Consider the following 22,621-nt stretch of genomic DNA (forward strand, 5'->3'; position numbering starts at 1 on the left):
CTTCAGGAGGTTCAAACGTGAAAGCGATTCCAAAGATCATCCACATTATCTGGATCGGTGGAGATATCCCGCAGCGAAACCGCGATTGCATTGTGACGTTCCCGAGAATGAACCCCGACTGGCAAGTGAATCTCTGGATCGATGCCAACCAGTTGCTGACCGGTGAGCGGCGGCGCCAGGTCAGCGCGCAATACAGGTACGAAAAGAGTCAAGGCAATCCCGTCAATGACGTGAAGAATCCAAAGGTCCCCGCGGAAAAATGGAAGGAGGTCGCCGACACGCTGGGCAAGCATGGCGGAGACGCCGCCACGATCCAATATCTGGATCAGTATCTGCATCTGCGGGGCGAAGCCTTGCAAGGCATGCGCGTCCAGCAGATCAACTCGATCATGAATTTTTGCAACGCCAACGGGATCAAGCTGCGGGAAGTGCAACGCGATCTGAAGATGGGAAAGAATGCCGCCATCTATCGCAAGGAACTCGTCAATCGCGGCGGCAATTTCGGGTCGGCCAGCGACATTCTGCGCATTGAGATCCTGCTCCAGCACGGCGGCATCTATGTCGATACCGACGTCAGTTGCGTGAACCCGCTGGGCGAACTCATCTGTCACCAGTCCTATCCGCGTTTCTCCGCCGTGAGCATTGTCTGGCACAACGGTGTCAGCGAACAGAACTGGCGCAGCGACGACTGGTGGAAAAACAGCATCACGACCGACCAGCAGCCGGCGATCAGTAATTCGATCATTGCGGCGCACGCCGGCAGCAGCGGGCTGAAGTCGTATAAGTCGCTGATCCACAGCAATTTCAAAGCGCTCAAGAGCAAGGAAGAGTTGCGCATGCAATACATGCACGACGTGCGCGGTTCGACGATCAAGATGACCGGGCCGACGGCCGCCGCCGAGAGTTCGGGGTTCAAGAAGATCCGGGACACGATGGCGGACGGGCAGATGCGGTCACAGGATGCGGACCAGAAGCTGCGCGACTCGCTCTTCATGCGGGACAACTGGTACTTCCCGATGCACAAGGTGAGAGACGGTTACTTTCACGACTGGCTCTGACGCGCCGCTCCGTTTAGCCGCGTGAATACGAAAGCAACTCCTACAGCGAGGAAACAATGGAACAACCGACGTTTGTGTTCAAGCAGGGCGATCTTCTGAAAGGCATGACGAGTTCGCTGCGGGCCGGCGCGTGCTGGGGGCTCACGGTCAAATGGTTGCGCGACTGCTATTCGGGTGGCCCGAGTGTCGCGGGACTGGGTATCACGCACGGTACGACGGCACACGAGGCGTTGATCGATCACGCCAACCGGGCCAATCAGTTCCTGAGCGGCAGCTCGGACGACAGCAACCTCTCGAACGGAATTGTCATGCTCTCGCTCGGCCGGTTGGACGGCGTGCGCGACACGAACGCCGATGCCAATATCGGCGCTGGTGCGGGGATGCTGTCGCTGAGAAAGGCGATGAGCATCACTGCGGCGTTGACAAGCGTTGACGGCAACTATTTCGGCATGATCGTGTTCGCCTGTCCGATTGGCCGGCACGCGATGGCGGTCACGAAATGTCGCAACGTCTGGGCCCTGTTCGATCCCAACTATGGAACCTGGACTTATGCGGGCGATGCCAGCGGCGCGCCGCCGAAATTCCCGGCTCTGCTGAAGGACAACTTCGACAGCTACAAGGTCACGGAAGTGAAGCTTCTGAAGATCACGAGGCTGATCAACGAGTGACGGCGCAGGCGGTCCATGAGCCGTTTGATCCGAACTTGCAACATTGACGGAATAGATCGGGGTGGCTGGCTGTTCTTTGTCGTGAAGCACATCGACAAACGCTCGCGAATCATTCCATGGCTCACGCAATCACACTCAGCTCCAATCTCGGCAGCAGTCTGCTGTTTTCGAACATGAGCGCGACCGAGGCGCTCGGCCGGCTGTTTTCGTACCGGCTCGAAGCGATCAGCAAGAACGCGGCGGTCGATCTGCGCGCGCTGCTCGGCACACCGATGACCGTCAAGCTCGTCACCCCGCAGGGCTATACGCGCTATTTCAACGGGATCGTCTGTGAGGGCGAGCAGGGCGGCTTCGTCAATATCGACAACGTGCGTTACGCGGTCTACACCTTCGTGCTGGTACCGAAGCCGTGGCTGTCGACACGCCGGCGCGACTGCCGCATTTACCGCAGCATGAGCGTGCCGCAGATCGTTCAATCGGTGCTGGGTGAGATCGGCTACAGCGACGTGAAATCGAGTCTCAGCGCGAGCTATCCGGCGCGCGACTACTGTGTGCAATACCGCGAAAGCGACTTCGACTTCGTCAGCCGTTTGATGGAGCAGGAAGGCATTTACTACTTTTTCACGCACACCGACGGCACGCACACCATGGTGCTCGCCGACGCTCTCGGCGCGCACACCGCGGTCTCCGGTTTCGAGCAGATTCCCTATGCGCCGCCGGTCGAGCGCGGTAAGCGCATGAAAGCATCGATCAGCGACTGGGAAACCGCGCGCTCGCTAAACACGACGCGCGTGCAGATCGACGATTACGACTATCTGAAGCCGAAGGCGTCGCTGCTCGCCACGGAGGAGCTGACCGACAAGGACGAGGCGTCGAACGTGAGCGGTCTCGACGCGTATGACTATGCGTACGGGTACGTCGGCCACGACCAGCGCCTCGCAGACGGTCAGCGATACGCTCAGGTGCGTGCGGATGCGCTGAATGTGCCGCTCTTCACGAGCGCCGGCCACACGGACGCATGCGGTCTCACGACCGGCGCGCTGTTCAGGCTGAAGGATTTTCCGACCGCTGAGGCGAACCAGGAATACCTGGTGATCGAGACCGAGATGCGGCTGGTCGAACCGGACTACGTGACGGGCGGCGGTGCGGACGACGACCAGGAGCCGTTTCGTTGCTCCTTCAAGGCGATCCGCAGCCGTCAACCGTTTCGCGCGATGGCCGTGACACCGCGTCCGGTGATCGCGGGCTTGCAAACAGCCGTGGTCTACGGCGACACGCCCGAGGACATCGCGGTGGACAAATACGGCCGCGTGCAGGTCACGTTTTTCTGGAGCCGGCCGGGCAAGCCGAACGCGCAGAACTCCTGTCCGGTGCGCGTCGCGCAGATGTGGGCCGGCAAGCGCTGGGGCGCGCAGTTCATTCCGCGCGTGGGCCAGGAGGTGGTGGTGAGTTTTCTCGACGGCAATCCGGACCGGCCGCTGATCATCGGCAGTGTCTACAACGCGGACAACATGCCGCCGTACAGCCTGCCCGATAACAAGACGCAAAGCGGCGTGAAAAGCCGCAGTCACGCGGGCGGCGGCAGCGAGGACTACAACGAAATCCGCTTCGAGGATAAAAAAGGCGGCGAGCAGGTGCTGATTCACGCACAGAAGGATTTGCTCGAAGAATCCGAGCACGATCATAACGTGCAGGTCGCGCACAACTACACGCTGAGCGCGGGCAACCAGATCAAGCTCGTCACCGGGCTCGCAAGCATCACGATGAACAGTTCCGGCGAGATCGCGATCCAGGGCACCAGCATCACCATCAACGGCGACATGAACGTGACGATGAGTTCCGGCCTCGCGATGGAGATCAACTCGAAGGCCAATCTCAATGTGAGTTCGATTGCGGCGATGGAAATTCTGTCCGAAGCCGACTGCCTCGTGCAGTCCACCAACCTGCAATTGATCGGCACGGCGACGGCGATCCTTGGCGGTGCCGCTCCGATGATTCTGCCGTTATGAGCGTGATCCTCGATGCCGCCCGTCAGATGCGGATGTCCGCGCCAGCGCAAGCGCGCCTGCGACCTGCAATGGCGTCGCACACGGCCGTGCGAACGCTGCTCGACGACGGGCTGGCCGCCGACGCATTGAGCCTGCTCGCGCGCCTGTTGCCACGCCGATATGCCGTGGCGTGGGTATGCCAGTGCGGCAACCGGCAGGCGCTTGGCGAACACGACCGCGCAGGACTCGCACTGGCCGAGGCATGGGTGCGCGATCCGCGCGAGGTCCATCGCGCAAACGCGGCGTCGTTCGCGGGCGCGCACCGCTACCGGAGCATCGGCGCGTGGTCGGCAGCCGCCGCCGGCTGGACCGGCGGCAACCTGAATCCCCGGTGCGATCAGCCGACTCCGCCGCCGGAACATCTCACCGCGCTCGCCGCCATGGCGGCCGCGACCTACATGGCCGCGCTGGTTCCCGCGCAAGTCGACGCGCGCCGGACCGCATTCGTGCGCGACGCGCTGGGCTTGCTGAGCGTTCCTAACAGTATCGACGGAGGTGTTCAATGAGCAGCGCGCAAAGCCTGACCCTGTCGGTGCAAGGCGAACGGGGCGAGCGTCTCGGTGCGCGCCGCGAGCACGAGTTCGATTGCCGCGACGGCAGTATCGGCCGGTCCGACGAATGCGACTGGGTGCTCGGCGCCGAAGGCGTGTCGCGTCTGCATGCGCTGGTGCGCTATCTGAACGGCCTCTATTTCATCGAGGACCGCAGCACCAACGGCATGCTGCTGAACGGCACGTCGCTGACGCGCGGCGAGCCCGCGGCGCTGAAGCATGGCGACCGCTTGCACATCGATACGTTCGAGATCGGCGTGCGATTAAAGGGTGAGGCGGCGACGCAGTGGAACGCGTTGGACAATCGCGGATCAGCGGCGGCGAGCACGGCGCCGGGTCACGCAGACGCTCTTTCCGCGCCCGCTAAAGTTTCCGCGAAACCGATCGATACGCTCGATCTGAGTTTGCTGCTCGCGCCACGGCGCGATGCCGCACCGGGCAGCGCCGGCCACGGCGAAGGGCTGATTCCCGGCGCTGCCGATGCCGCACCAGGCGCAAGTCTCGATCCGCTCGCAATGTTCGATCCGCCGTCGTCGTATGCGGATGAAGCACAGCAACCGCCGCCGCCCGTCGAAGGGTGGAATCACACGCCTGCGGTGTCCGACCGTTTCCGTCCGCCGCAAGTCGAAGCGGCGCGCCCGAGCGGTCCGATTCTTCCCGACGATTGGGATACGACAGGCAGCCGCGTGGTATCGCGCGTCGGGCCGAAGGAGATCGATTCCTTGCCTGTACCCGATGCGGCCACGCCAGGCGCTTTGCCTGTTTCACCGCCGGATACGACGGCATCCGGGTCATCGGCGAAGGCGCCGCCGCAGCCTGCCCTTGAACAGACGCCTGCGAATCCGGCTGCGCAAGAGCCGTCACCGCAACCCTTGCCGCAGAAGCCGACACCTCCACCGGAACCCGCGCCCGCTTTTGCCGCCGCACATGCACTGACGCCTGAACCGGCGCACGCTGCGACAGCCCCGACGTCTTCCGCGGTGCCGGAACTGAACGACATGTTTCACATCGCCGTGGACGCCATGATGGACGTGCTGCGCGCGCGCGCCGAACTGAAGAACAGTTTTCGCCTGCCCGCCACGCTGATCCAGCGCTCCGAGAACAACCCGTTGAAGTTCGCGCCGACCGCGCAGGAAGCGGTGAAGAAACTGTTCGCGCCGCCGGACCAGGGCTTCCTTTCCGGCAGCGCGGCGCTCAACGACGCCGCCGCCGATATCCGTAATCACCAGATGGCGATGCTGGCCGGTGTGCGCTCCGCGTTCCAGTCGATGCTCGCGCATTTCGACCCGGCACGTATCGAAGACGCCGCGAGCGGTGGTGCGCGGCGTTTGTCGCTTGGCAGCCGGCCGCGCCATTGGGAGCGCTACAAGGAGCAGTTCGACGCGCTCACCAGAAATCCTGACGAATGTTTCCGGCGCCTGTTCGGCGACGAGTTCGCGAGAGCTTACGAAGAACAACTGGCGCGCCTGAAAAGCCGCCGCGACTGAGCGTCGCGAATCGACCGTCGTCCGCTCACACGACGACGCTTAAAGCCCTCCCGATCGACGTATAAGCCATGACCCAAAGCAACAAAGTCATATGGAGCGAAGGCCTGTTTCTGCGGCCACAGCACATGCAGCAGCAGGAACGCTATTTCGAGCGCTATGTGGAATTGCGCGCGGGCGGCTTGCGTCCGTATGCGTGGGGCTTCCAGGAACTGGAACTCGAAACCGATCTGCTGGCGATCGGCAAGCTCGGTATCAAGCGCGCGCGCGGGGTGTTTCCCGACGGCACACCATTCTCGATGCCAGGCGACGAGCCGTTGCCGCCGCCGCTCGACATCGATTCGAACTGGCGCGATCAGACCGTGCATCTGACCTTGCCGCTGCGCTCGTCCACGCAGCCCGACAGCGCGTGGGCCGCTTCCGCCGCCGACGAACTGTACCGCTATCGCGTGCGCGAAACCGAAGCGCGCGACGCGTCCGGCAGCATGGAAGGGCTCACGACCCTGGAAGTAGCGGGCATGAGCACGCGGCTGCTGCCTGACTCGCAGCCGGCCGAAGGCTTGATGCAGATTCCGTTGGCGCGAGTGGTCGAATGCCGCGCGGATCGTCGCGTGATACTCGACGAGGGCTTTATGCCAACCGCGTTGCACACCGAGGCCGCCGGGCGTCTCGTTACCTTTCTCTCCGAGCTGCTCGGTCTGCTGCATCAGCGCGGCGAAGCGCTGGCGGGCCGCGTTGCCGAAACGGATCGTGGCGGCGCGGCAGAGATTGCCGACTTCCTGATGTTGCAGGTCATCAACCGTTATCAACCGCTCGTCGCGCATCTGGCCGCCGCGCCGCTGTTGCATCCGGAGGCGCTTTACCGTCTGCTGCTGGAACTGGCCGGCGAACTCGCCACGTTCACCGCGCCGGGAAAGCGCGTGCAACCGTTCCCGCCGTACCGGCACGAACGGTTGCGTGAGAGTTTCGAGCCGCTGATCGCCGCGCTGCGAATCGCGCTGAGCGCGGTACTGGAACAGAGCGCGGTGCCGATTCCGCTGCAACAGCGTAAGTACGGCGTGTGGGTCGGCGTGGTTCCCGATCCTACGTTGCTCGATACGGCCACCTTCGTGCTCGCCGCCAAGGCCGACATGAAAGCCGAAGATATGCGCCGCCAGTTGCCCGCGCAATCGAAGATCGGTCCGGTCGAGAAGATTCGCGATCTGGTCAATCTGCAATTACCGGGCATCGGTGTGTCGCCGATGGCCGTCGCGCCGCGTCAGTTGCCGTACACATCCGGCTTCGTCTACTTCGAATGCGACCGCAATTCGGCGATGTGGCGCATGTTGAAAACATCGGGCGGCATCGCGATGCATTTCGGCAGCGGTTTTGCGGGCCTCGATCTGCAATGCTGGGCGGTGCGGACATGAATATGGGCCATCGCAACGACGATCGAACGGTGCCGGTGGACGCCACTGTGCTGCGTCCGCGAGACAACGCGACGGCGGGTGCGGGAGCGGACGACGCAACCCGCATCATGGCGCCGCGCGCGTCTTCCAGCACCTCGACGCGTGGCGCCTCGATCCATCCCGAGCCTGGCACACGTCGCGCCGAACTGGGCGACTTCATGAGCGGTGTCGCCAACGCGCTGGTGCGCGCAGCCAATCCGCTGCTGCTGCTGACGGTGCAGTTGCGGCATAGCGTGACGCCACCCGCCGACATCGCGCGGCTGCGTGAACAGGCGGTCGCGCAAGTACGCAGTTTCGAGCGCTATGCGCAGGACGCGGGCATCAACACGCAAACCGTCATGGCCGCGCGTTACGTGCTGTGCACGATGCTCGACGAGGCCGTCAACAACGCGCCGTGGGGCGACCCGAGCGGATGGGCGCAAAAGACGCTGCTGGTTACGTTCCACGGCGAAACCTATGGCGGCGCCAAGTTCTTCCAGATTCTCGACCGGCTGAGTGCTGATTTTTCGCGTCATCTCGATCTGATCGAACTGATGTACATCTGCCTCGCGCTGGGATTCGGCGGACGCTATCTCGTGGAGCCGGGCGGCCTCGGCCGTCTCGCCGACATCCAGGACGATCTGTACCGCCGCATACGCGGACTGCGCGAAGCGCCCGCCGCCGAACTCGCGCCGCACTGGCGCGGCGTGGAAGATCGCCGCAATCCGGTGATGCGTCACGTGCCGCTGTGGGTCGCGCTGGCGGCGTCGGCAGTGATCGTGCTGGGTGCGTTCCTGTTTTTATTTACGCGCCTCAACGCGTTGAGCGAGCCGGTCAGCGCGCAGCTTGCCGCGATCGGTCTCGACAGCGCGCCGCCGCCGCAGAGCGCCGCCGTGCCCAAAGCATCCGACAGGAGCCTGAAGACGCTGCTCGCGCCGCTCGAACAGACCGGCGCGCTGAGCGTCGACGAACAGGCGGACGGTCGCGACACCGTGCGTCTCGCGGCGGGGGCACTGTTTCCGTCCGGTGGCGCCGATCTCGCGCCCGACGAAATCCCGTTGCTGCGTCAGGTCGCTGCCGCGCTAAACCGTGTGCGGGGCCGCGTCATCGTGGTCGGCCATACCGACGATCAACCGGTGCACTCACTGCAATTCAAGGACAACTTCGCGCTCTCGACGGCACGCGCACAAAACACACTGGCGGTCCTCGCACAGGGTCTCGACGATCCGCGCCGGCTCGAAGCGAACGGCGCGGGCTCCTCGCAGCCGCTGGCTACGCCGCCGAACCTGCCGGCCAACCGGGCACGCAACCGGCGCGTGGAAATTCTGTACATCCCGGAGAACTGAACCCATGAACACACTGAAAACCTGGGTGAAGTCCCGCTGGTTCGTGCTTGCAATCGGCTTGCTGCTGATTGCCACGCTGATCTGGCTTGGCGGCCCGTATCTGGGTATCGGCGAGTATCAGCCGCTCGCGAGTCCCGCCGCCCGGCTCGCGCTGATTCTCGCGACGGTGCTGAGCGTGTTGCTTGCCGTGCAACTGCAGCAATGGCGCGCGCAGCGCAAGACGGCGCAACTCTCGGGCGAACTTGCCGGGCAGGAAGCGCGGCTCGCCGCCGGGGAGCCGGGGAGTGCCGAGCGCGCGCAATTGCAACAACGTTTTCGCGAGGCGGTCGACACCTTGCGCAAGACGCGGCGCAACGGCCGTAATCTGTACGCGCTTCCGTGGTACGTGGTGATCGGGCCGCCGGGTTCGGGCAAGAGCACGTTGCTGCACAATTCCGGTCTCGACTTTCCGCTGTCGGAGCGTTTTGGCAAAGAGGCGCTGCGCGGGATCGGCGGCACGCGCGACTGCGACTGGTGGTTCACCGATGAAGCGGTCTTTCTCGACACGGCGGGCCGCTATACCACGCAGGATTCGGATGCGAGCGCAGATGCTTCGGCATGGCAATCGTTCCTGACGTTGCTGCGCCGCTACCGCCGGCGCCGCCCGCTGAACGGCGTAATCGTGACGATGAGCGTGTCCGATCTGCTGAGTTTTAGCGACGACACGCGGGCCCGGCACATTCGCGCGGTGCGTCGGCGTCTGGACGAAATCACGCAGCATCTGAAGGTGGCGGTGCCCGTGTATCTGGTGTTCACCAAGTGCGACCTGGTGGCGGGCTTCGGCGAATTTTTCGACGACCTCGGGCCGGACTTGCGCAGCCAGGTTTGGGGCACGACGTTTCCGCTCGACGCGAGCCTCGACGGCAGCGCGTGCAGTCGTTTCGCAGGCGAATACGATCTGCTGGTCGAACGTCTCAATACAAGGCTCATCGAGCGTCTGCACGCCGAACGCGACCGCAGCCGGCGAGCGGCCGTACTCAGTTTTCCGCAGCAGCTCGGCGCGTTTAGAGAGATCGCCCGGCAGTTCGTGGAAGGCGCGTTCGGCCGCCACGAATACGGCACGCCGCCGCTGTTGCGCGGTGCGTATCTGACCTCGGGCACGCAGCAAGGCGCCCCGATCGACCGGATGCTGGGCGCGGTGGCGCGCACGTTCGGCGTCGATGCCGCGCGCGTGCAGGTCGGCGCCGGACAGCCGCGGACCTATTTTGTCGAGCGGCTGTTAAAGGAAGTGCTGTTTCGCGAGTCTGGCCTGGCCGGCACGAACCCGCGCCTGGAGCGACAGAAGCTGCTGATGCAGGCGGCGGCCTATGCGGGCATCGCACTAGTCACGCTGCTGCTGATCGCCGGTTTCGCCACGAGCTATGCGCGCAATCGCGCGTTCGTCGCGGACGTGCAGGGCGCGTTGAAGGACCTGCCGCCCGCCGATACCCTGGCCGGCGCGCCGGATCTCAAGTCGTATTTCGCGCGCTCGCTGGCGCGGCTCGAAGTCATCTCTGCCGCGCAGGACGTCGCGGGCCAGTATCGCAAGCATGTGCCGTTGCTGATGCGCTTCGGGCTGTTTCAAGGCCATGCGCTTTTCGCGCAGGCGCACGGCGCGTATCTGCGCGAAAGCGACGGCACCTTGCTGCCGGGCGTCGGTGTTCGCTTTCGTGAAGGTCTGGGTGCAAGCGCGAACGACCCGCAGGCGCTGTATGACTATCTGAAGGGCTATCTGATGCTCGGCCAGCCGCAGCATCTCGACCCCGGCGAACTCGCGGCGCTTGCGCGTCTGGAATGGCAGCGTCTGTTTCCGCAGGATCCGGCGATCGCGAGAGCACTCGACAATCATTTCTCTGCGCGGGTGAACGATCCGCAAAAGCCGCGCGCGCTCCCGCTCGACAATGCGCTGATCGGCCAGGCGCGCGCCACGCTGAAAACCGCCGATGTCGCCACGCTGATTTACGGCAGCGTGCAACTCGAGGCTGGGCGCTCAGGTGCATCTCCGGTACGGCTCGATCAATCGCTGGGATTGCTCGGCAACGTGTTTGCCCGCAAGAGCGGAACGCCGTTGTCGCAGCCGCTGCCCGTGCTGTTCACGCGGCCCTCTTTCGCCTCAGAGGCAAATGGCGGGATCGGGCAGTCCGTCGATAACTTTGTGAAGGATTACTGGGTATTCGACGCCGGTCGTGTCGATCCGCTCGCCCGTTCGCGCTATGAGCAGCAGGTGTTGACGTTGTACGAGCAGGACTACATTCGTAACTGGGACGCGCTGCTCGCCGATCTGCGACTGCAGCCTGTCGCCAGCATTCAGGACGCGAGTGCGCTCGCGGCAAAACTGTCCGGTCCGAGTTCGCCGCTCAAGGCGCTGCTGAATCTGGTGCGAGACAACACCAGCGACATGCTGCGTGGCGCGGCGAAACCCGGCGGTGCGTCCGGTGTCGACGTGGCGACTGCGGTGGGCTCGCAAGCGAAAGCGGTCGGCGAGAACTTCGCGGTGAACCGCGCATCGAGCACTCGCCTCGGGGGCCAATTGCGCTCAGCGGGCGTGTCCGTGCCGGCCGGTATCACGCCGGGCGCGACGAATGGCGACAATGCAGCCAGCAGCCGCCAGCCGGGTGCCGCGATCGAAGAACATTTCGCCCAGCTGGATCAGTTGAGCACGGGCACGCCCGGCGCGACGCCGCTCGATCACACCATCGGCGTGCTCGATCAGCTCGGCAAGACCTTGCTCACCATGAACGACCTGAGCGAACCCGCCGCGCAGAACAACACCGCGGTGCTGGCCGCACGCCAGGAAGCCGAACAATTGCCGCCTCAAGCGGCCGGCCTGATTGCCGGCCTGACCGGCAGAAGCGCGGCGCTGATCGCGAGCGGTAGCAGTGCCGCGCTGGCCGGGCAGTTCCACGCGGCGGCGGGCAACGACTGCGCGAGTTTCGTCGATGGGCGCTATCCGTTCGTTCCGGGCGGCGCGACGGATATTCCGGTGCAGAACTTCGCCGAGCTGTTCGGCAACGGCGGACGCTTCGACAGTTTCTTCAAATCGACGCTCGCACAGCGGGTCGATACCGGCGGCCGCGCGTGGCGCTGGAAGGCCGGCGTGACGCCGGGACCGGACAGTGTGCTGGCCGCCGCGCAAATCGCCGACGACATCCGTCAGATTTTCTTCAGCAGCGGCGCGCAGGCGCATGTCGGTTTCACACTGCTCGCGCCGCAATTCGATGCGTCGGTTGCGCGGGTGGTCGTCGAGATCGACGGACAGAAATACGATTACAGCGCGAACGGCGCATCGAGTGCACCGAGCGCGGTGATGGCGTGGCCCGGCCCGCAACCCGGCCATGTGGTGCTGAGCGCGTTCGACAGTTCCAATCATCCGCTCGGCGCTCCACTGCATTTCGACGGCGACTGGGCGTTTTTCCACGCGCTCGACGCGGGACATTTGCAGAAGCAGAGCGATCTGCGCTTTGTTGCGAGCTTTGACTTCGGCGGACACGCGGTGCGGCTGCCGCTCCAGGCGGCGAGCCTGCGTCACCCGTTCCTCAACGACGACGTGCGGCGTTTCAGGTGCCCGCGATGAACGGCGTCGGTTTCTACGGCAAGTTGCCGGGCGCGGGAGATTTCGTCAGACGGCGGCTGCCGCCGGACTTCGTCGAAGCATGGGATCGTCATTTTCAGCGCGCGCTTGAAACCGGCCGCCGCGAGTTGGGCGAGCATTGGGCGAACGCGTGGCGGCAGGGTGCCGCGTGGCGTTTCGTGATGCCGCCGCAGGTGTGCGGCAGCGGCGCGTGGTGCGGTGTCACCGGGCCCGCGGTGGACCGGCTGGGCCGCGAGTTTCCGATGGTGCTGGCGGCGCCGTGTTCGGGCGGCTCCGCGCGCATTCCCGGCAACAGTGCGTGGTTCGACGCGCTCGACCGCGTCTACCGGAGCGCACAGGACCAGGCGATGAGCGTCGAGACATTCGACGCGCACGTGGCAGCGCTGCCGCGTCTGGAAGGGGAGGCGAGCGCGTCGTTGGCGACCTGGAGCGAACTGTCATGGGACAGCGGGCAGTGGCAACTGGAGTTGCCGCGCGAGCTTGTGACCGGTGCGGCGTTGAGTGAAGCGTTGAGTGAAGCGTGGAGAGAGCTTGGCATGCGGCCGGGGCCATGGTGTCTGTGGTGGACCGAAGGCGCAGCGCGCTTGCTCGCGACGCGTGGGTTGCCGCGCAGTCATGCGACGTTGCTGGCTGCGCGTCGAATGCAGGCAGGTGAGGTTGACGTTCGGCCGCCGGCGATAAATTCATGGCACCACACGACGCAGACCACCCAGAACGACTGGCTCGCGGAAAAAGCGGTATCCGTCGGCACCGCCGCATCGCACATCGAAGCGGGCGAGTCTGCGCCCGCCAGCGCCGACCCGGGCGCCGCATTATTGTGCCTCGATCAGGGCCGCACCTTGCTCCTGAGCGCCGACGACGGCCCCCACGATCCACGCCGTCTGGCCGCGCAAAGCATCCGCGAAACCGTGAGGGCCACCGCCCACGATACGGCTAGCTTGCGCACCGCGCTGATGTCGCTGCATGCGCGACTGCGCGACGCGAACCACGGCGCGCCTCACGCCGCCCGTGAAAACGGCGCGGCCATTGTCGTGCGCTTCGACGGTCCGCAAGCCCGTTTGCTGCGGATCGGCGCTGCCGCGCTGTGGCACTGGCGGCGCGGCGAGTTGCACGCGCCGTTCGTCGAGCACGCGGTAGGCGCAGGCGGCGAATTCGACGACCTGCTGTTCGGCGATGCGTGGCTCGATATGCCCGGCCTCGGCACGCCGGGCGAGCCTGATTGCGACGAAGCCGCGCTGCGCCTCGAACCCGGTGACCGTCTGCTGCTCCTCGCGACGCGCGAACTCATGCAACTGCCGCACGACTGTCTTGAGCAGGCGCTCGCCTTGCCGACCTGCGACGACGCCCGCGCGCATCTCGCACTGCACGCCGGTCTGCGTACGGCACGCGCGCAATGGCCGCTTGCTGTCGTGGGAGTTGCGGCGTGACGACAGTCTGCCGCTCCGCCGGGCACACCGAAACGGGTAACGTGCGCCGCCGCAACGAGGACGCGATTCTCGTGCGCGACGATCTCGGCCTATGGGTCGTCGCCGACGGTCTCGGCGGTCACGCGGCCGGCGACTACGCAAGCACGCTGATCGTCGAGCGGCTCGGCGCGTTGCAGCGTCCGGGCGACGTGAACGACTTCATCACCGCGATCGAGGACGGTCTGCAACAGGTGAACGCCGAATTGCGTGCCGCCGCTGTCGCGCAGCAGGTGGACGTGATCGGTTCGACTGTCGCGCTGCTCGTGCATGATCCGGCCTTCGTCCTGTGCGGCTGGGTTGGCGACAGCCGTGTCTACGTGCATGAAAACGATGCGCTGCTGCAACTGACACGCGACCACGTGCACGGGCAGCCGCCCGATATCACGCAGTTCGGCGGACGTTCGGCTTCGGCCGCCGGTGCGGGCGTGCTGACGCGGGCGGTCGGCGTCGAGGAGACGCTGTACATCGATTGGGCGGTCGCCGGCAGCCGTCCCGGCATGCAGTTCCTGTTGTGCTCGGACGGCATCAACAAGGAACTGAGCGACTGCGAACTGGCGAGCGTCTGCCGCGAGCCGCTTGGCCCACGTCAACAGGTTGATCGCCTGTTCGCACTTTCGCTGGCGCGGCGCGCCCGCGACAATCTTTCCGCCGTGATCGTGCGGCTCGAAGCCCAGTGAAGATCTTCCGATGACCCATTCCGACACAAATCCGAAGTCGGATCGCGTGCCTGCCCGGTTGCCTCCCGCGCCGCACGCGCCGCCCACGCCGTCCGCGTGCCGCGACGCGCCCGACTCTTTCGCGGGCACCCGCTGGGACGACGCCACGGTCGTCAAACCCGCCAGTCGCGCGGGCGGCAGCACGCTCTCCGACAGCCGCGAGCGTGATGGCTGGCAACGCGTCGCGCAAGCGCCGGGCGGCGATTACGCGGCGCCCGGCAAGCTCCTGAAAGGACGTTTCCTGCTCGAACGCGAACTCGGACGCGGCGGCATGGGCGTCGTCTATCTCGCGCGTGACGAGCGCAAGGTCGAAGCGCGTGACCGTGATCCGTACGTCGCCGTCAAGGTGCTCAACGACGAGTTCCGCCGCCATCCCGATTCGCTGATCGCACTGCAACGGGAGGCGCGCCGTGCACAACGTCTCGCCGACGACAACATCGTGCATGTCTACGACTTCGACAAGGATGGCACGATCGTCTTCATGACGATGGAGTACATCGACGGCACCGATCTGCGCACGCTGATTCGCGAGCGACCATCGGGCATGCCGTTTCGCGAGGCGTGGCCGCTGATCCAAGGGATGGCGCGCGCGTTGCAGCGTGCGCATGCGAGCGGCATCGTGCATTCGGACTTCAAACCGGGCAATGTCATGGTGACCCGCGACGGCGTGCCCAAGGTGTTCGACTTTGGCATTGCACGCGCGGGCCAGGTCGGCGCGGCCGTGGCCGGCGAGCAGACCGTTTTCGACGCCGGCACGCTCGGTGCGATGACGCCGGCCTACGCAAGCCTCGAAATGATCGAGGGCGCCGAGCCGACCGCGCGCGACGACGTCTACGCGCTCGGTTGTGTGGCGTTCGAGTTGCTCACCGGCCGGCACCCGTTCGACCGCCATAGCGCCGACGTCGCCATGGCCGAGGGCGCGCTGCCGCCGGCCATTGCAGCGCTGCCGCGCCGTCAATACCGCGCGCTGTGCGACGCGGTCGCGTTTCGCGGCGAGGCGCGCTTGCAGACGGTCGGCGCGTTTGTCGACGGTTTGCGCCGCAGGCGGCCGCGTGAACGGCTTGCGCCGTATCTGCTTGGTCTGCTCGCGGTCGCGGCGTGCGCGGCCGGCGGCACGGCGTTGCACGATCACTACCGGCAACGTCGACTGGACATGACCGGTGCGCGTTTCGCCGTGAACGATCCGCACCGTTATGCCAACGAAGATCAGGCGATGGCGGCACTCGCCACGCTCGGCGTGGGCGACCGCGAGCGTCTCGTACTAAACCAGAACGACGCGATCCTGGGCTTTCTCGCCGGGCGGCTCGACGCTTACTGGAGCCCGCCGCTCGGCCGCTTTGATTACGCGGCGGTCCAGCATGTATTCCAGGTGCGTGAGCAATTGAAGCTGTTCTCACCGGGCTTCGACGCACGCCGCAAACAGATCGAGGATGAGCGCACCGACATGCTCGCGAGGCTCGGCGGCAGTCTCGACGAAGCGGTGGACCGCGACGCCCTGTTCGAAGATCAACCGGGCAGCGCGGCGGATATCCTGCACCGCATCCGTCTGCTCGATCCCGGCAGCGCGCTCATCAGAAGCACGAGGCTCGAACTCAAATACGACGCCGCGATCGGACAGTCGATCGATTTCGGCAAATTCGATGAAGCACGCGCACGCCTCGCGCTGGCTTCGCAGTTGTTCCCGGATGCGGCGCGTTTGCAGCGGCGTCGTGCTCAGCTGGATGCCGCAATTGCAAGCGCCGCCGCGCATCCTGGGCCGCGTGCCGCCACACTGAGCGTGTCCGATGCGCGCCGCGCGTTGAGCGAACTGGCGGCTAATCCGTCCACTGCGAAGCCGTGGCTCAACTCGCTCTCCAGTGCGATGGCGGCTCTGCAAGGCGATGACGCGCCGGAAACCGGCAAGGCGATCGAAGTGCTGGCGGACGGCATCGTCAACGTGGCGGCGCAGGTGAGCGAGCCGCCGCGGTCGCATCAGATGCTCGATCTGATCGAGGTCGGCTTGCGCTACGCGCCGCATTCGCCGGGGCTCGAGGCGCAGCGCGACCGCATGCTCCTGCTGTTGCAGCAGCAACGTATCGATCAGCAGATCGCGAGCGGCGATGCGGCCGCACAGATCGACGCGCTGCGCCTCGCCGCCGCTGCGAACGACGGCGCACGGGCGCTCGCAGCGCTGAACCGGCTGCGCACGCTCCAGCCCGATAACGCGTTTCTGGCCAGCGCGGGTCCACAACTCGTCGCCGATGCCTATCTCGGCAATGCGCGAGCGTTCAGCCGCAGCGGCGCTTTGACGGACGCGGCGCGGGTCGCGTCGCAGGGCGCCGAAGCGATGCCGGGCGATCCGCGGCTTGGCGACGCGGCACAACGCTACCGGCTCGCTGCGGCGATTCTGGATGCGCGTGGCAAGCCGATGGCCGATCCCGATCTGCAGGCGCTACGAGCGCGTTTCACCGCCGCGCGCGACACCGATCCCGAGGCCATGCGCCAGTTGGAGCGCGATATTGGCGGCACGAAGGCGTTGCCGCAAGGCGGCTTGAGCATGGTGCTGGATCAGATCAAGGCGCAAGTGGAAGACGAGGCATCCGGCGCGACGGCATTGAATGCCGGCGACCAGGCGGTGGCCCGATGAGCGATGGACTATGACGCGGACCGGGAGCGATGAAGGAGTCGAGATGAGCGTGCGCGAGCAGCAGGTCAACGACGCATTGCGTGTGCTCGATGAAATGCATCGGCTGTGCCGTATCGAACGCGGTGATTACCGTGAGCGCCGGCGCCGCCTGCTCGAATCGCTGCGCGATGCGACGGAACGAGTCGGGCGCGATACGGTGCGACGCGCAGTGCCGCAGACCGATGCGACGGCGGCGGACGGCACCGCGCCGCGTCGCGATGGTGCGCGCAGGAGTGATGCGCACGGAACACGGAGTCGTCGAACGGTTGTGCGGCGCGTCGCCGCCTGCGCCTTCGCGCTTGGCGTGCTCGCTTGCGCCGCCGTGTTGTGCTGGTTCACGATGGGCGCGTGAACGAACGTGACGGTGCTCGATCCAGCTTTATTCGCTGTCCGGCCCGGCCAGCATCTGAAGTTCCGACAGTCCGCCCGGCGCGACATCGCGCAGCACGTCGGCGAAACTCTTGCCGACCAGACGCCGCGCGCGCCTGAGTAGAACCGGCAGCGGGCTCGACGGTTCGACGCGTTCGTAGTACTCGCAAATGTCGTCGAGCCGGCGGATTACGTCGTCGTGATTTGCGATTTTGCCGTGCGCGATTTGTGCGGGCGCGAGCGCCGGACCCGCCGCGCTGCCGTCGCTATCCTGCGCGGTTTCAGTTAGGGCGTTGTGCTCGAGATCAGGAAAGCGCCGGATCAATTGTGCGTCGACGAACTTCTTCAGTTCCTCGATATCGCCGCAGAGGTTGCTCATATCGGGACTGGCCGTGCGCAAGCGCTCTTGCAGCAAGCCGGCGATTGCCTGCGCGTGGTCGTGTGCGGCGCCCAGTAGTGCCGACGCCGTCGGCAACTGATCGTCGGCGCAGTCCATGCAGCACGCTTCGAGATCGACAAGCGTCGGAGGCGGAGTGCCGTCCGCTGAAGACGCGGCCACTATCGCGCCGGTCGCGACGTGCAGATCGCGCAGCGAAAAACGCCCAAGCCGCGGCGACTGGACGAATGGCGTGCTCCGCAAACAGCCGAGCGCACTTCGCGGATCGGCGAGCGGCATGAGCGCGTTGGCGCGGGCGGTCGGGTCGTTGTTGTCGTCGGCATCGAGTTGGGGATGCGCGTCGTCCCAGTACCGTTCGAGCAGGCCGCGCACCAGCGCGAGGCCGGCGGCCCAGCCCGCGAGCCCCTGCTGGCGCGTGCGTGCTGCGCAAAGATGGACGGCCACGCGCAAATCCTTGGTGCGGGCGAGCAGCGATTCGGCGGCGTTCGCGACCTTGTCCCAGTCGGGTTCCTGCGCGGCCTTCAGGCTGTCGCCCATGGCGCGCTCGGGCGTCGGCATGGCGATCCGTTCCAGCTCGATGAATTCCGGATCGTATTCGAGGTTCGGACCCGTGGGCGCAGCGTCGTCGATGGGGGCGAGCAGGGGATCGGTCGTGTCGGATTCGTTCATTGCGGCTTGGACATATAGGTGACAGGCGGATGACAAGGGGATGGTTGCGGCAGCTTGCTTGGCCGCTGGCGATATCAGCCGGCCGGACGGACGGACAGCGAGCGGTTGAGTCGCCGGTCGTCGCACGATCTGCACGCTAAGCGCCTTCATCCACAGAACACCTGAAGGCGCTGAACTATTCCAGGGCGAAACAGGAGGCGTCGTTGCATATGAGCGTGGAATAGGGAACTCGAAATAGGGGGTTCGAAAGAGGGGGTTCGGGATGCTGTTTCGATCTGTTTAGTTTGTCGGGGCGGCTTGTTTAGTTGTTCACAATTCGATGCGCCGACGGCGCTGGCATCTGCTTACACTTTTGCATGGATGCATGCACGCGCCGCGCGATACTGCGTGGTGACAGGGCCGCAAGTCGCTGCCACGAGAAGATGTACGGCGTGATACGAAAAACTGTGCTCGTCCCGTACTGGGCAGGCATGGTGGCAATGAGCAAACGTTTAACGTACGCTGTACAATCCGCAATCCTCCTTGATCGCGCAGTCACGGCCAGTTTCCGGCCGGCGCGCCGGCCGCAACGCCGCTTTCAGCCAGTCAATCATGTCAACAGCAGATGTCGAGAATCTGCCCGCTCTATTGCCGGGCATGCTGCCGCGGCTCTGGGCATTCTCCCTTCGCCTGTGCGGAAATCAGCACGACGCCGAAGACGTGCTTCAGCGTGCCTGTGTGCGCGGACTCGAGCGTGCTGATCAATTGCAGCCGGGCACCTCACCGCTGAGCTGGATGTTCTCCATTGTTCATTCCACGTGGATCAATGAGCTGCGCGCGCGCAGCGTGCGCAGCCGTTCGAGCATGGAGTGGGACGACAATTTTCTGGAAACCGTGCCCGATCCCGGTGCGCGCAATCCCGAATCGACTTTGATGAGCAGCGAAATCCTCGCTGCAGTGGAACGTCTGCCGGAAGCGCAGCGGATCGTGATGCTGCTGGTCGCGGTGGAGGGATTGAGTTACGGTGAAGCCGCCGAAGTACTCGGCGTGCCGATCGGCACGATCATGAGCCGCCTGTCCCGCGCGCGGCAGACCATCGGTGCCCAGTTCGGCGAGCGTGAGCCCGCGGCCACGCGCGCACCCAAAACCCAGCGAGCCACCCAATGAAGATCGATGACGCCAGCCTGTTGGCCTACGTCGACGGAGAGTTGTCTGCGGACGAGCGTGCCAGGGTCGAGAGAGCGATTCAGGAGTCCGAGGAACTCGCCTCACGCGTGTCGCTGCTGCGCGCATCCGACTTGCCGTATCAGGATGCGTTCGCATTGCAGTCGTTGCCGCCGATACCCGAGTCGCTCAGCCGCAATGTCGATGCGCTGATTCGCCAGCATCTGGCGAACGCGTCCGCGCCGGCGGCGTCCGCATCCATGCAGTCCGACATGAGCGCGGACGAGCCCGGTGACGATACCGAGCCGCTCGGCGAAAACGTGCACCGTCTGAAGCCTCGCGCGCGCACGTTGCCACGGTTGTCGTGGCCGAAGCTCGCGGTGGCGTTCGTCGCGGGCGCATTCTGCTGCGGCCTCGCACTGCATCTCGTGCCGCAATTCGCCGGCGGCGACAGCAGCATGACGACGGCCGCCGACAACTCCGGCATGACGCCCTGGATCAAGGCCGCGGCCGGTTATCAACAGCTCTACACGCGTGACACTGTCGCGCAAATTCAACCGGATATGAACGCGACGGCCAGCACCGTCGCGGATATCAACCAGGCCGACAATCTGCCGGTGCGGATTCCCGATCTGCGCAGCCAGGGTCTCATGTTCAAGCGTGTGCAGCGGCTGCGCTTTCACGACAAACCGCTGGTGCAGATCGTCTATCTGCCGATGAAGGGCAAGCCGGTCGCGCTATGTGTGCTGAGAGAAGCGAAGGCGGACGCGGCGCCGTCGAGGGGCAGCGTCTCCGGCATGGATGTGGTGGCGTGGCGGCGCGGCGAGCTTGGTTACGCGTTGATCGGCGAACCTGGCGCGGTCGATCTCGATGCGCTGGGCAAGCAGCTTTACGGCGGCCAGGTCGCGGCCACCATCAGCGATAACGGCATGGGTGGCAATGGTCGCCGCGCCTGAGCGAGCCGCTGCCGATCAGATGTACCGGGCTGTTCGTGTGGCCGCGATTCTAACTGAACGACCACTCGCGGTTGCCGCGTCATGCCCATGAAATCCGGGCGCTCGCGGGAGGTGCCGGCGCGCGCTCGGGGTTTCGATCTCGCACTGCGCTGGAGCGTCGTACTCGGCGCGCCCGCGCTACTCGTGGTTCTCTTCGTCTGGTGCGGCGGGTGGTTTTCAGCGCGGCTGAGCCCGCCGCGCATCGTCGACGCATTCGAGGCAATGACCGGGCCGCATCCCGGTTTCAGGCGTAATCACGCGAAGGGAGTCTGCGTGAGCGGGCATTTCGAAAGCAATGGCGCCGGCGAGTTGTTGTCGCGGGCGAGCGCGTTCGCGCGCGGCACTTATCCGCTGGTTGGACGCCTGTCGATGCCCGGCAGCGATCCCACGCGCGACGACGCCACTGGCATGGTGCGCAGCTTCGCATTGCGCATGACGCTACCGCACGGCGAGGACTGGCGTCTTGCAATGAATTCGACGCCGATCTTCGCGGTGCGCACGCCGGAGGCCTTGTTCGAGCAACTGCAAGCCGGGGCGCGCGATCCGCGCACAGGTCACGCGGACCCAGTGAAAATGCAGGCGTTTCTCGACGGCCATCCCGAAGCGCGCGCGTTCGACCGCTACGTCGACGGGCATCCGCCATCGTCCGGCTATGACAATGCGACGTACTACGGCATCAGCGCGTTCCGCGTCACCGATGCGCACGGCGTGCGGCGCTTCGTGCGCTGGAAGGTGGTGCCGGAGCATCCGTACCGCCCCGTCGATACACGAGACCAGCGCGATCCCGACTTCCTGTCCTACGATCTGACGACGCAGCTTGCCATCGGCCCGCTGCGCTGGCATCTCACGCTCGATGTCGCGCAGAACGGCGACCCGCTCGACGATTCAACCCGGGAATGGTCGCGTTCGCCTGGCCGGCTTCGAATCGATGTGGGCACAGTGGTGATCGAGCGCGCGCAAACTCAGATCGACGGTCCGTGCCGCGATGTTGTATTCGATCCGACGATCCTGCCGGACGGCATCGCACCATCATCCGATCCGCTACTCGCCGCGCGTTCGGCTGCATATAGCGTGTCGTTCCTGCGCCGTGTGCAGGAAGAGGCCGCAGCGGCACGCGCCAGTGCACATTGAAGACGCGGCACGTGCGATCCGGAATGGCTCCCCCGCGATGAACAGGCGCTCTGGTCCATGCCGGAGCGCGTTCGGGGAAGGGGCGACTGCGGTTATCATGGAGGTCTGTGGGCAAGCGAGTCTTCGTTCCGGCCCAGTTGCGATCCAATCGGGCGTCCACCACTTTTTTAGCCTATCGTCCAATGAAACTCGACGACAGCCAACTGATCGCGTATGCCGACGGCGAACTCAGCGCTTCGCAGGCCGAGTCGGTCGAACGTGCGCTGGCCGAGTCCGCCGATTTGCGTGACAGCGTCGAATTGCTGCGCGCCTCGCGTCTGCCGTATCGCGAAGCGTTCGCGGCGCAGAAATTGCCGCCGCTACCCGACGAACTTCGGCTTCGCATCGAAGCAATGGCGGCCGACGCGCAGAATAAACCCGCAGCAGAAAGCACGCGGCGTTCGCAGTCGCGTATGTCGCCGCACTTGTGGCCGCGTATGTGGCTTGCAGCTGCGTTCGTCGCCGGAGCGTTTTGTGCCGGGCTGGTGCAACAGCTTGGCGGCTGGCCTGGAACATCGGGCAATCACGCCGCAACGGTCGCGTCCACGGGTGTGCCGTCCTGGATGGGTGTGGCCGCCGATTACCAGCAACTCTACACGCGCGACACCGTCGCCAATCTCACGCCCGATCCCACCAAGTTGGCCAATACCGTTGCCGCGATTCGCGAGGACGACGGCATCAGACTGCGCATGCCGGATCTGCGTCGGGCAGGGATGACGTTTAAATCGGTCGAGCGTTTGCGCTACAACGGCAAGCCGCTGATACAGATGGTTTATCTTCCCGAGCACGGCACACCGGTCGCGCTTTGCGTGATGAAAGACTCGCGCCCGGATCAGTCC

17 protein-coding genes are annotated in these 22,621 nt (G+C 65.2%); 16 read left to right on the top strand and 1 reads right to left on the bottom strand.

Translation table 11 applies throughout. From position 1 onward, the window contains the following. Window positions 1-17: 17 nt before the first annotated feature. From JMY24_RS26385 to JMY24_RS26440, 12 genes are all read left to right on the top strand, one after another. Entirely contained in the window at window positions 18-1,058 is a 1,041-nt protein-coding gene (locus tag JMY24_RS26385; protein ID WP_128594379.1) for a TcdA/TcdB catalytic glycosyltransferase domain-containing protein, read from the top strand. A 56-nt stretch (window positions 1,059-1,114) separates the two neighbouring features. Then, complete coding sequence (locus JMY24_RS26390) at window positions 1,115-1,726, top strand: YopT-type cysteine protease domain-containing protein (protein WP_128594378.1); 612 nt, start codon at window positions 1,115-1,117, stop codon at window positions 1,724-1,726. A gap of 116 nt (window positions 1,727-1,842) precedes the next feature. Beyond that, window positions 1,843-3,735 carry a type VI secretion system tip protein TssI/VgrG gene (gene tssI, locus JMY24_RS26395; protein ID WP_236597511.1) on the top strand — a complete coding sequence of 631 codons (1,893 nt, stop codon included), beginning with the start codon at window positions 1,843-1,845 and terminating at the stop codon, window positions 3,733-3,735. Beyond that, entirely contained in the window at window positions 3,732-4,280 is a 549-nt protein-coding gene (locus JMY24_RS26400; protein ID WP_201703200.1) for a DUF6931 family protein, read from the top strand. Before tssI ends, JMY24_RS26400 begins: the two co-directional genes overlap by 4 nt. After that, window positions 4,277-5,812 (top strand): type VI secretion system-associated FHA domain protein TagH, encoded by a 1,536-nt coding sequence (gene tagH, locus JMY24_RS26405; protein ID WP_128598702.1) that lies wholly within the window; start codon window positions 4,277-4,279, stop codon window positions 5,810-5,812. Before JMY24_RS26400 ends, tagH begins: the two co-directional genes overlap by 4 nt. A gap of 68 nt (window positions 5,813-5,880) precedes the next feature. Then, complete coding sequence (gene tssK / locus JMY24_RS26410) at window positions 5,881-7,218, top strand: type VI secretion system baseplate subunit TssK (RefSeq protein WP_128598703.1); 1,338 nt, start codon at window positions 5,881-5,883, stop codon at window positions 7,216-7,218. Beyond that, a complete protein-coding gene (gene icmH / locus JMY24_RS26415) occupies window positions 7,215-8,582 on the top strand; it encodes a type IVB secretion system protein IcmH/DotU (protein WP_201703201.1) in 1,368 nt (455 codons plus the stop codon). The genes tssK and icmH overlap by 4 nt, the downstream gene beginning before the upstream one ends. Before the next feature lie 4 nt (window positions 8,583-8,586). Beyond that, a complete protein-coding gene (tssM, locus tag JMY24_RS26420; protein WP_128598693.1) occupies window positions 8,587-12,174 on the top strand; it encodes a type VI secretion system membrane subunit TssM in 3,588 nt (1,195 codons plus the stop codon). Continuing rightward, window positions 12,171-13,619 carry a type VI secretion system-associated protein TagF gene (tagF, locus tag JMY24_RS26425; RefSeq protein WP_201703202.1) on the top strand — a complete coding sequence of 483 codons (1,449 nt, stop codon included), beginning with the start codon at window positions 12,171-12,173 and terminating at the stop codon, window positions 13,617-13,619. The genes tssM and tagF overlap by 4 nt, the downstream gene beginning before the upstream one ends. Further along, on the top strand, window positions 13,616-14,335 hold the full coding sequence (locus JMY24_RS26430; protein WP_201703203.1) for a PP2C family protein-serine/threonine phosphatase: 720 nt from the start codon (window positions 13,616-13,618) through the stop codon (window positions 14,333-14,335). Before tagF ends, JMY24_RS26430 begins: the two co-directional genes overlap by 4 nt. A 10-nt stretch (window positions 14,336-14,345) precedes the next feature. Beyond that, window positions 14,346-17,000 carry a serine/threonine-protein kinase gene (locus tag JMY24_RS26435; RefSeq protein WP_201703204.1) on the top strand — a complete coding sequence of 885 codons (2,655 nt, stop codon included), beginning with the start codon at window positions 14,346-14,348 and terminating at the stop codon, window positions 16,998-17,000. Window positions 17,001-17,043: 43 nt separating this feature from the next. Beyond that, a complete protein-coding gene (locus JMY24_RS26440) occupies window positions 17,044-17,391 on the top strand; it encodes a hypothetical protein (protein ID WP_201703214.1) in 348 nt (115 codons plus the stop codon). A gap of 27 nt (window positions 17,392-17,418) precedes the next feature. Here JMY24_RS26440 and tssA read toward each other — a convergent pair whose 3' ends face one another. Continuing rightward, complete coding sequence (tssA, locus tag JMY24_RS26445; RefSeq protein WP_201703206.1) at window positions 17,419-18,474, bottom strand: type VI secretion system protein TssA; 1,056 nt, start codon at window positions 18,472-18,474, stop codon at window positions 17,419-17,421. 591 nt (window positions 18,475-19,065) lie between these two features. Here tssA and JMY24_RS26450 point away from each other — a divergent pair. The 4 genes from JMY24_RS26450 to JMY24_RS26465 all read left to right on the top strand — a co-directional run. Next, window positions 19,066-19,620 carry an RNA polymerase sigma factor gene (locus JMY24_RS26450; RefSeq protein ID WP_128598751.1) on the top strand — a complete coding sequence of 185 codons (555 nt, stop codon included), beginning with the start codon at window positions 19,066-19,068 and terminating at the stop codon, window positions 19,618-19,620. Next, window positions 19,617-20,573 carry an anti-sigma factor family protein gene (locus tag JMY24_RS26455; protein WP_128598750.1) on the top strand — a complete coding sequence of 319 codons (957 nt, stop codon included), beginning with the start codon at window positions 19,617-19,619 and terminating at the stop codon, window positions 20,571-20,573. Before JMY24_RS26450 ends, JMY24_RS26455 begins: the two co-directional genes overlap by 4 nt. A gap of 87 nt (window positions 20,574-20,660) precedes the next feature. Then, window positions 20,661-21,743, top strand: coding sequence for a catalase family peroxidase (locus tag JMY24_RS26460; RefSeq protein WP_201703213.1), 1,083 nt, complete (start codon window positions 20,661-20,663; stop codon window positions 21,741-21,743). A 182-nt stretch (window positions 21,744-21,925) separates the two neighbouring features. Continuing rightward, window positions 21,926-22,621 (top strand): anti-sigma factor family protein (locus JMY24_RS26465; protein WP_201703208.1); only part of this gene is annotated, 696 nt, incomplete at its 3' end.

The sequence above is a fragment of the Paraburkholderia kirstenboschensis genome (assembly GCF_904848585.1).
Lineage (GTDB): Bacteria > Pseudomonadota > Gammaproteobacteria > Burkholderiales > Burkholderiaceae > Paraburkholderia > Paraburkholderia kirstenboschensis.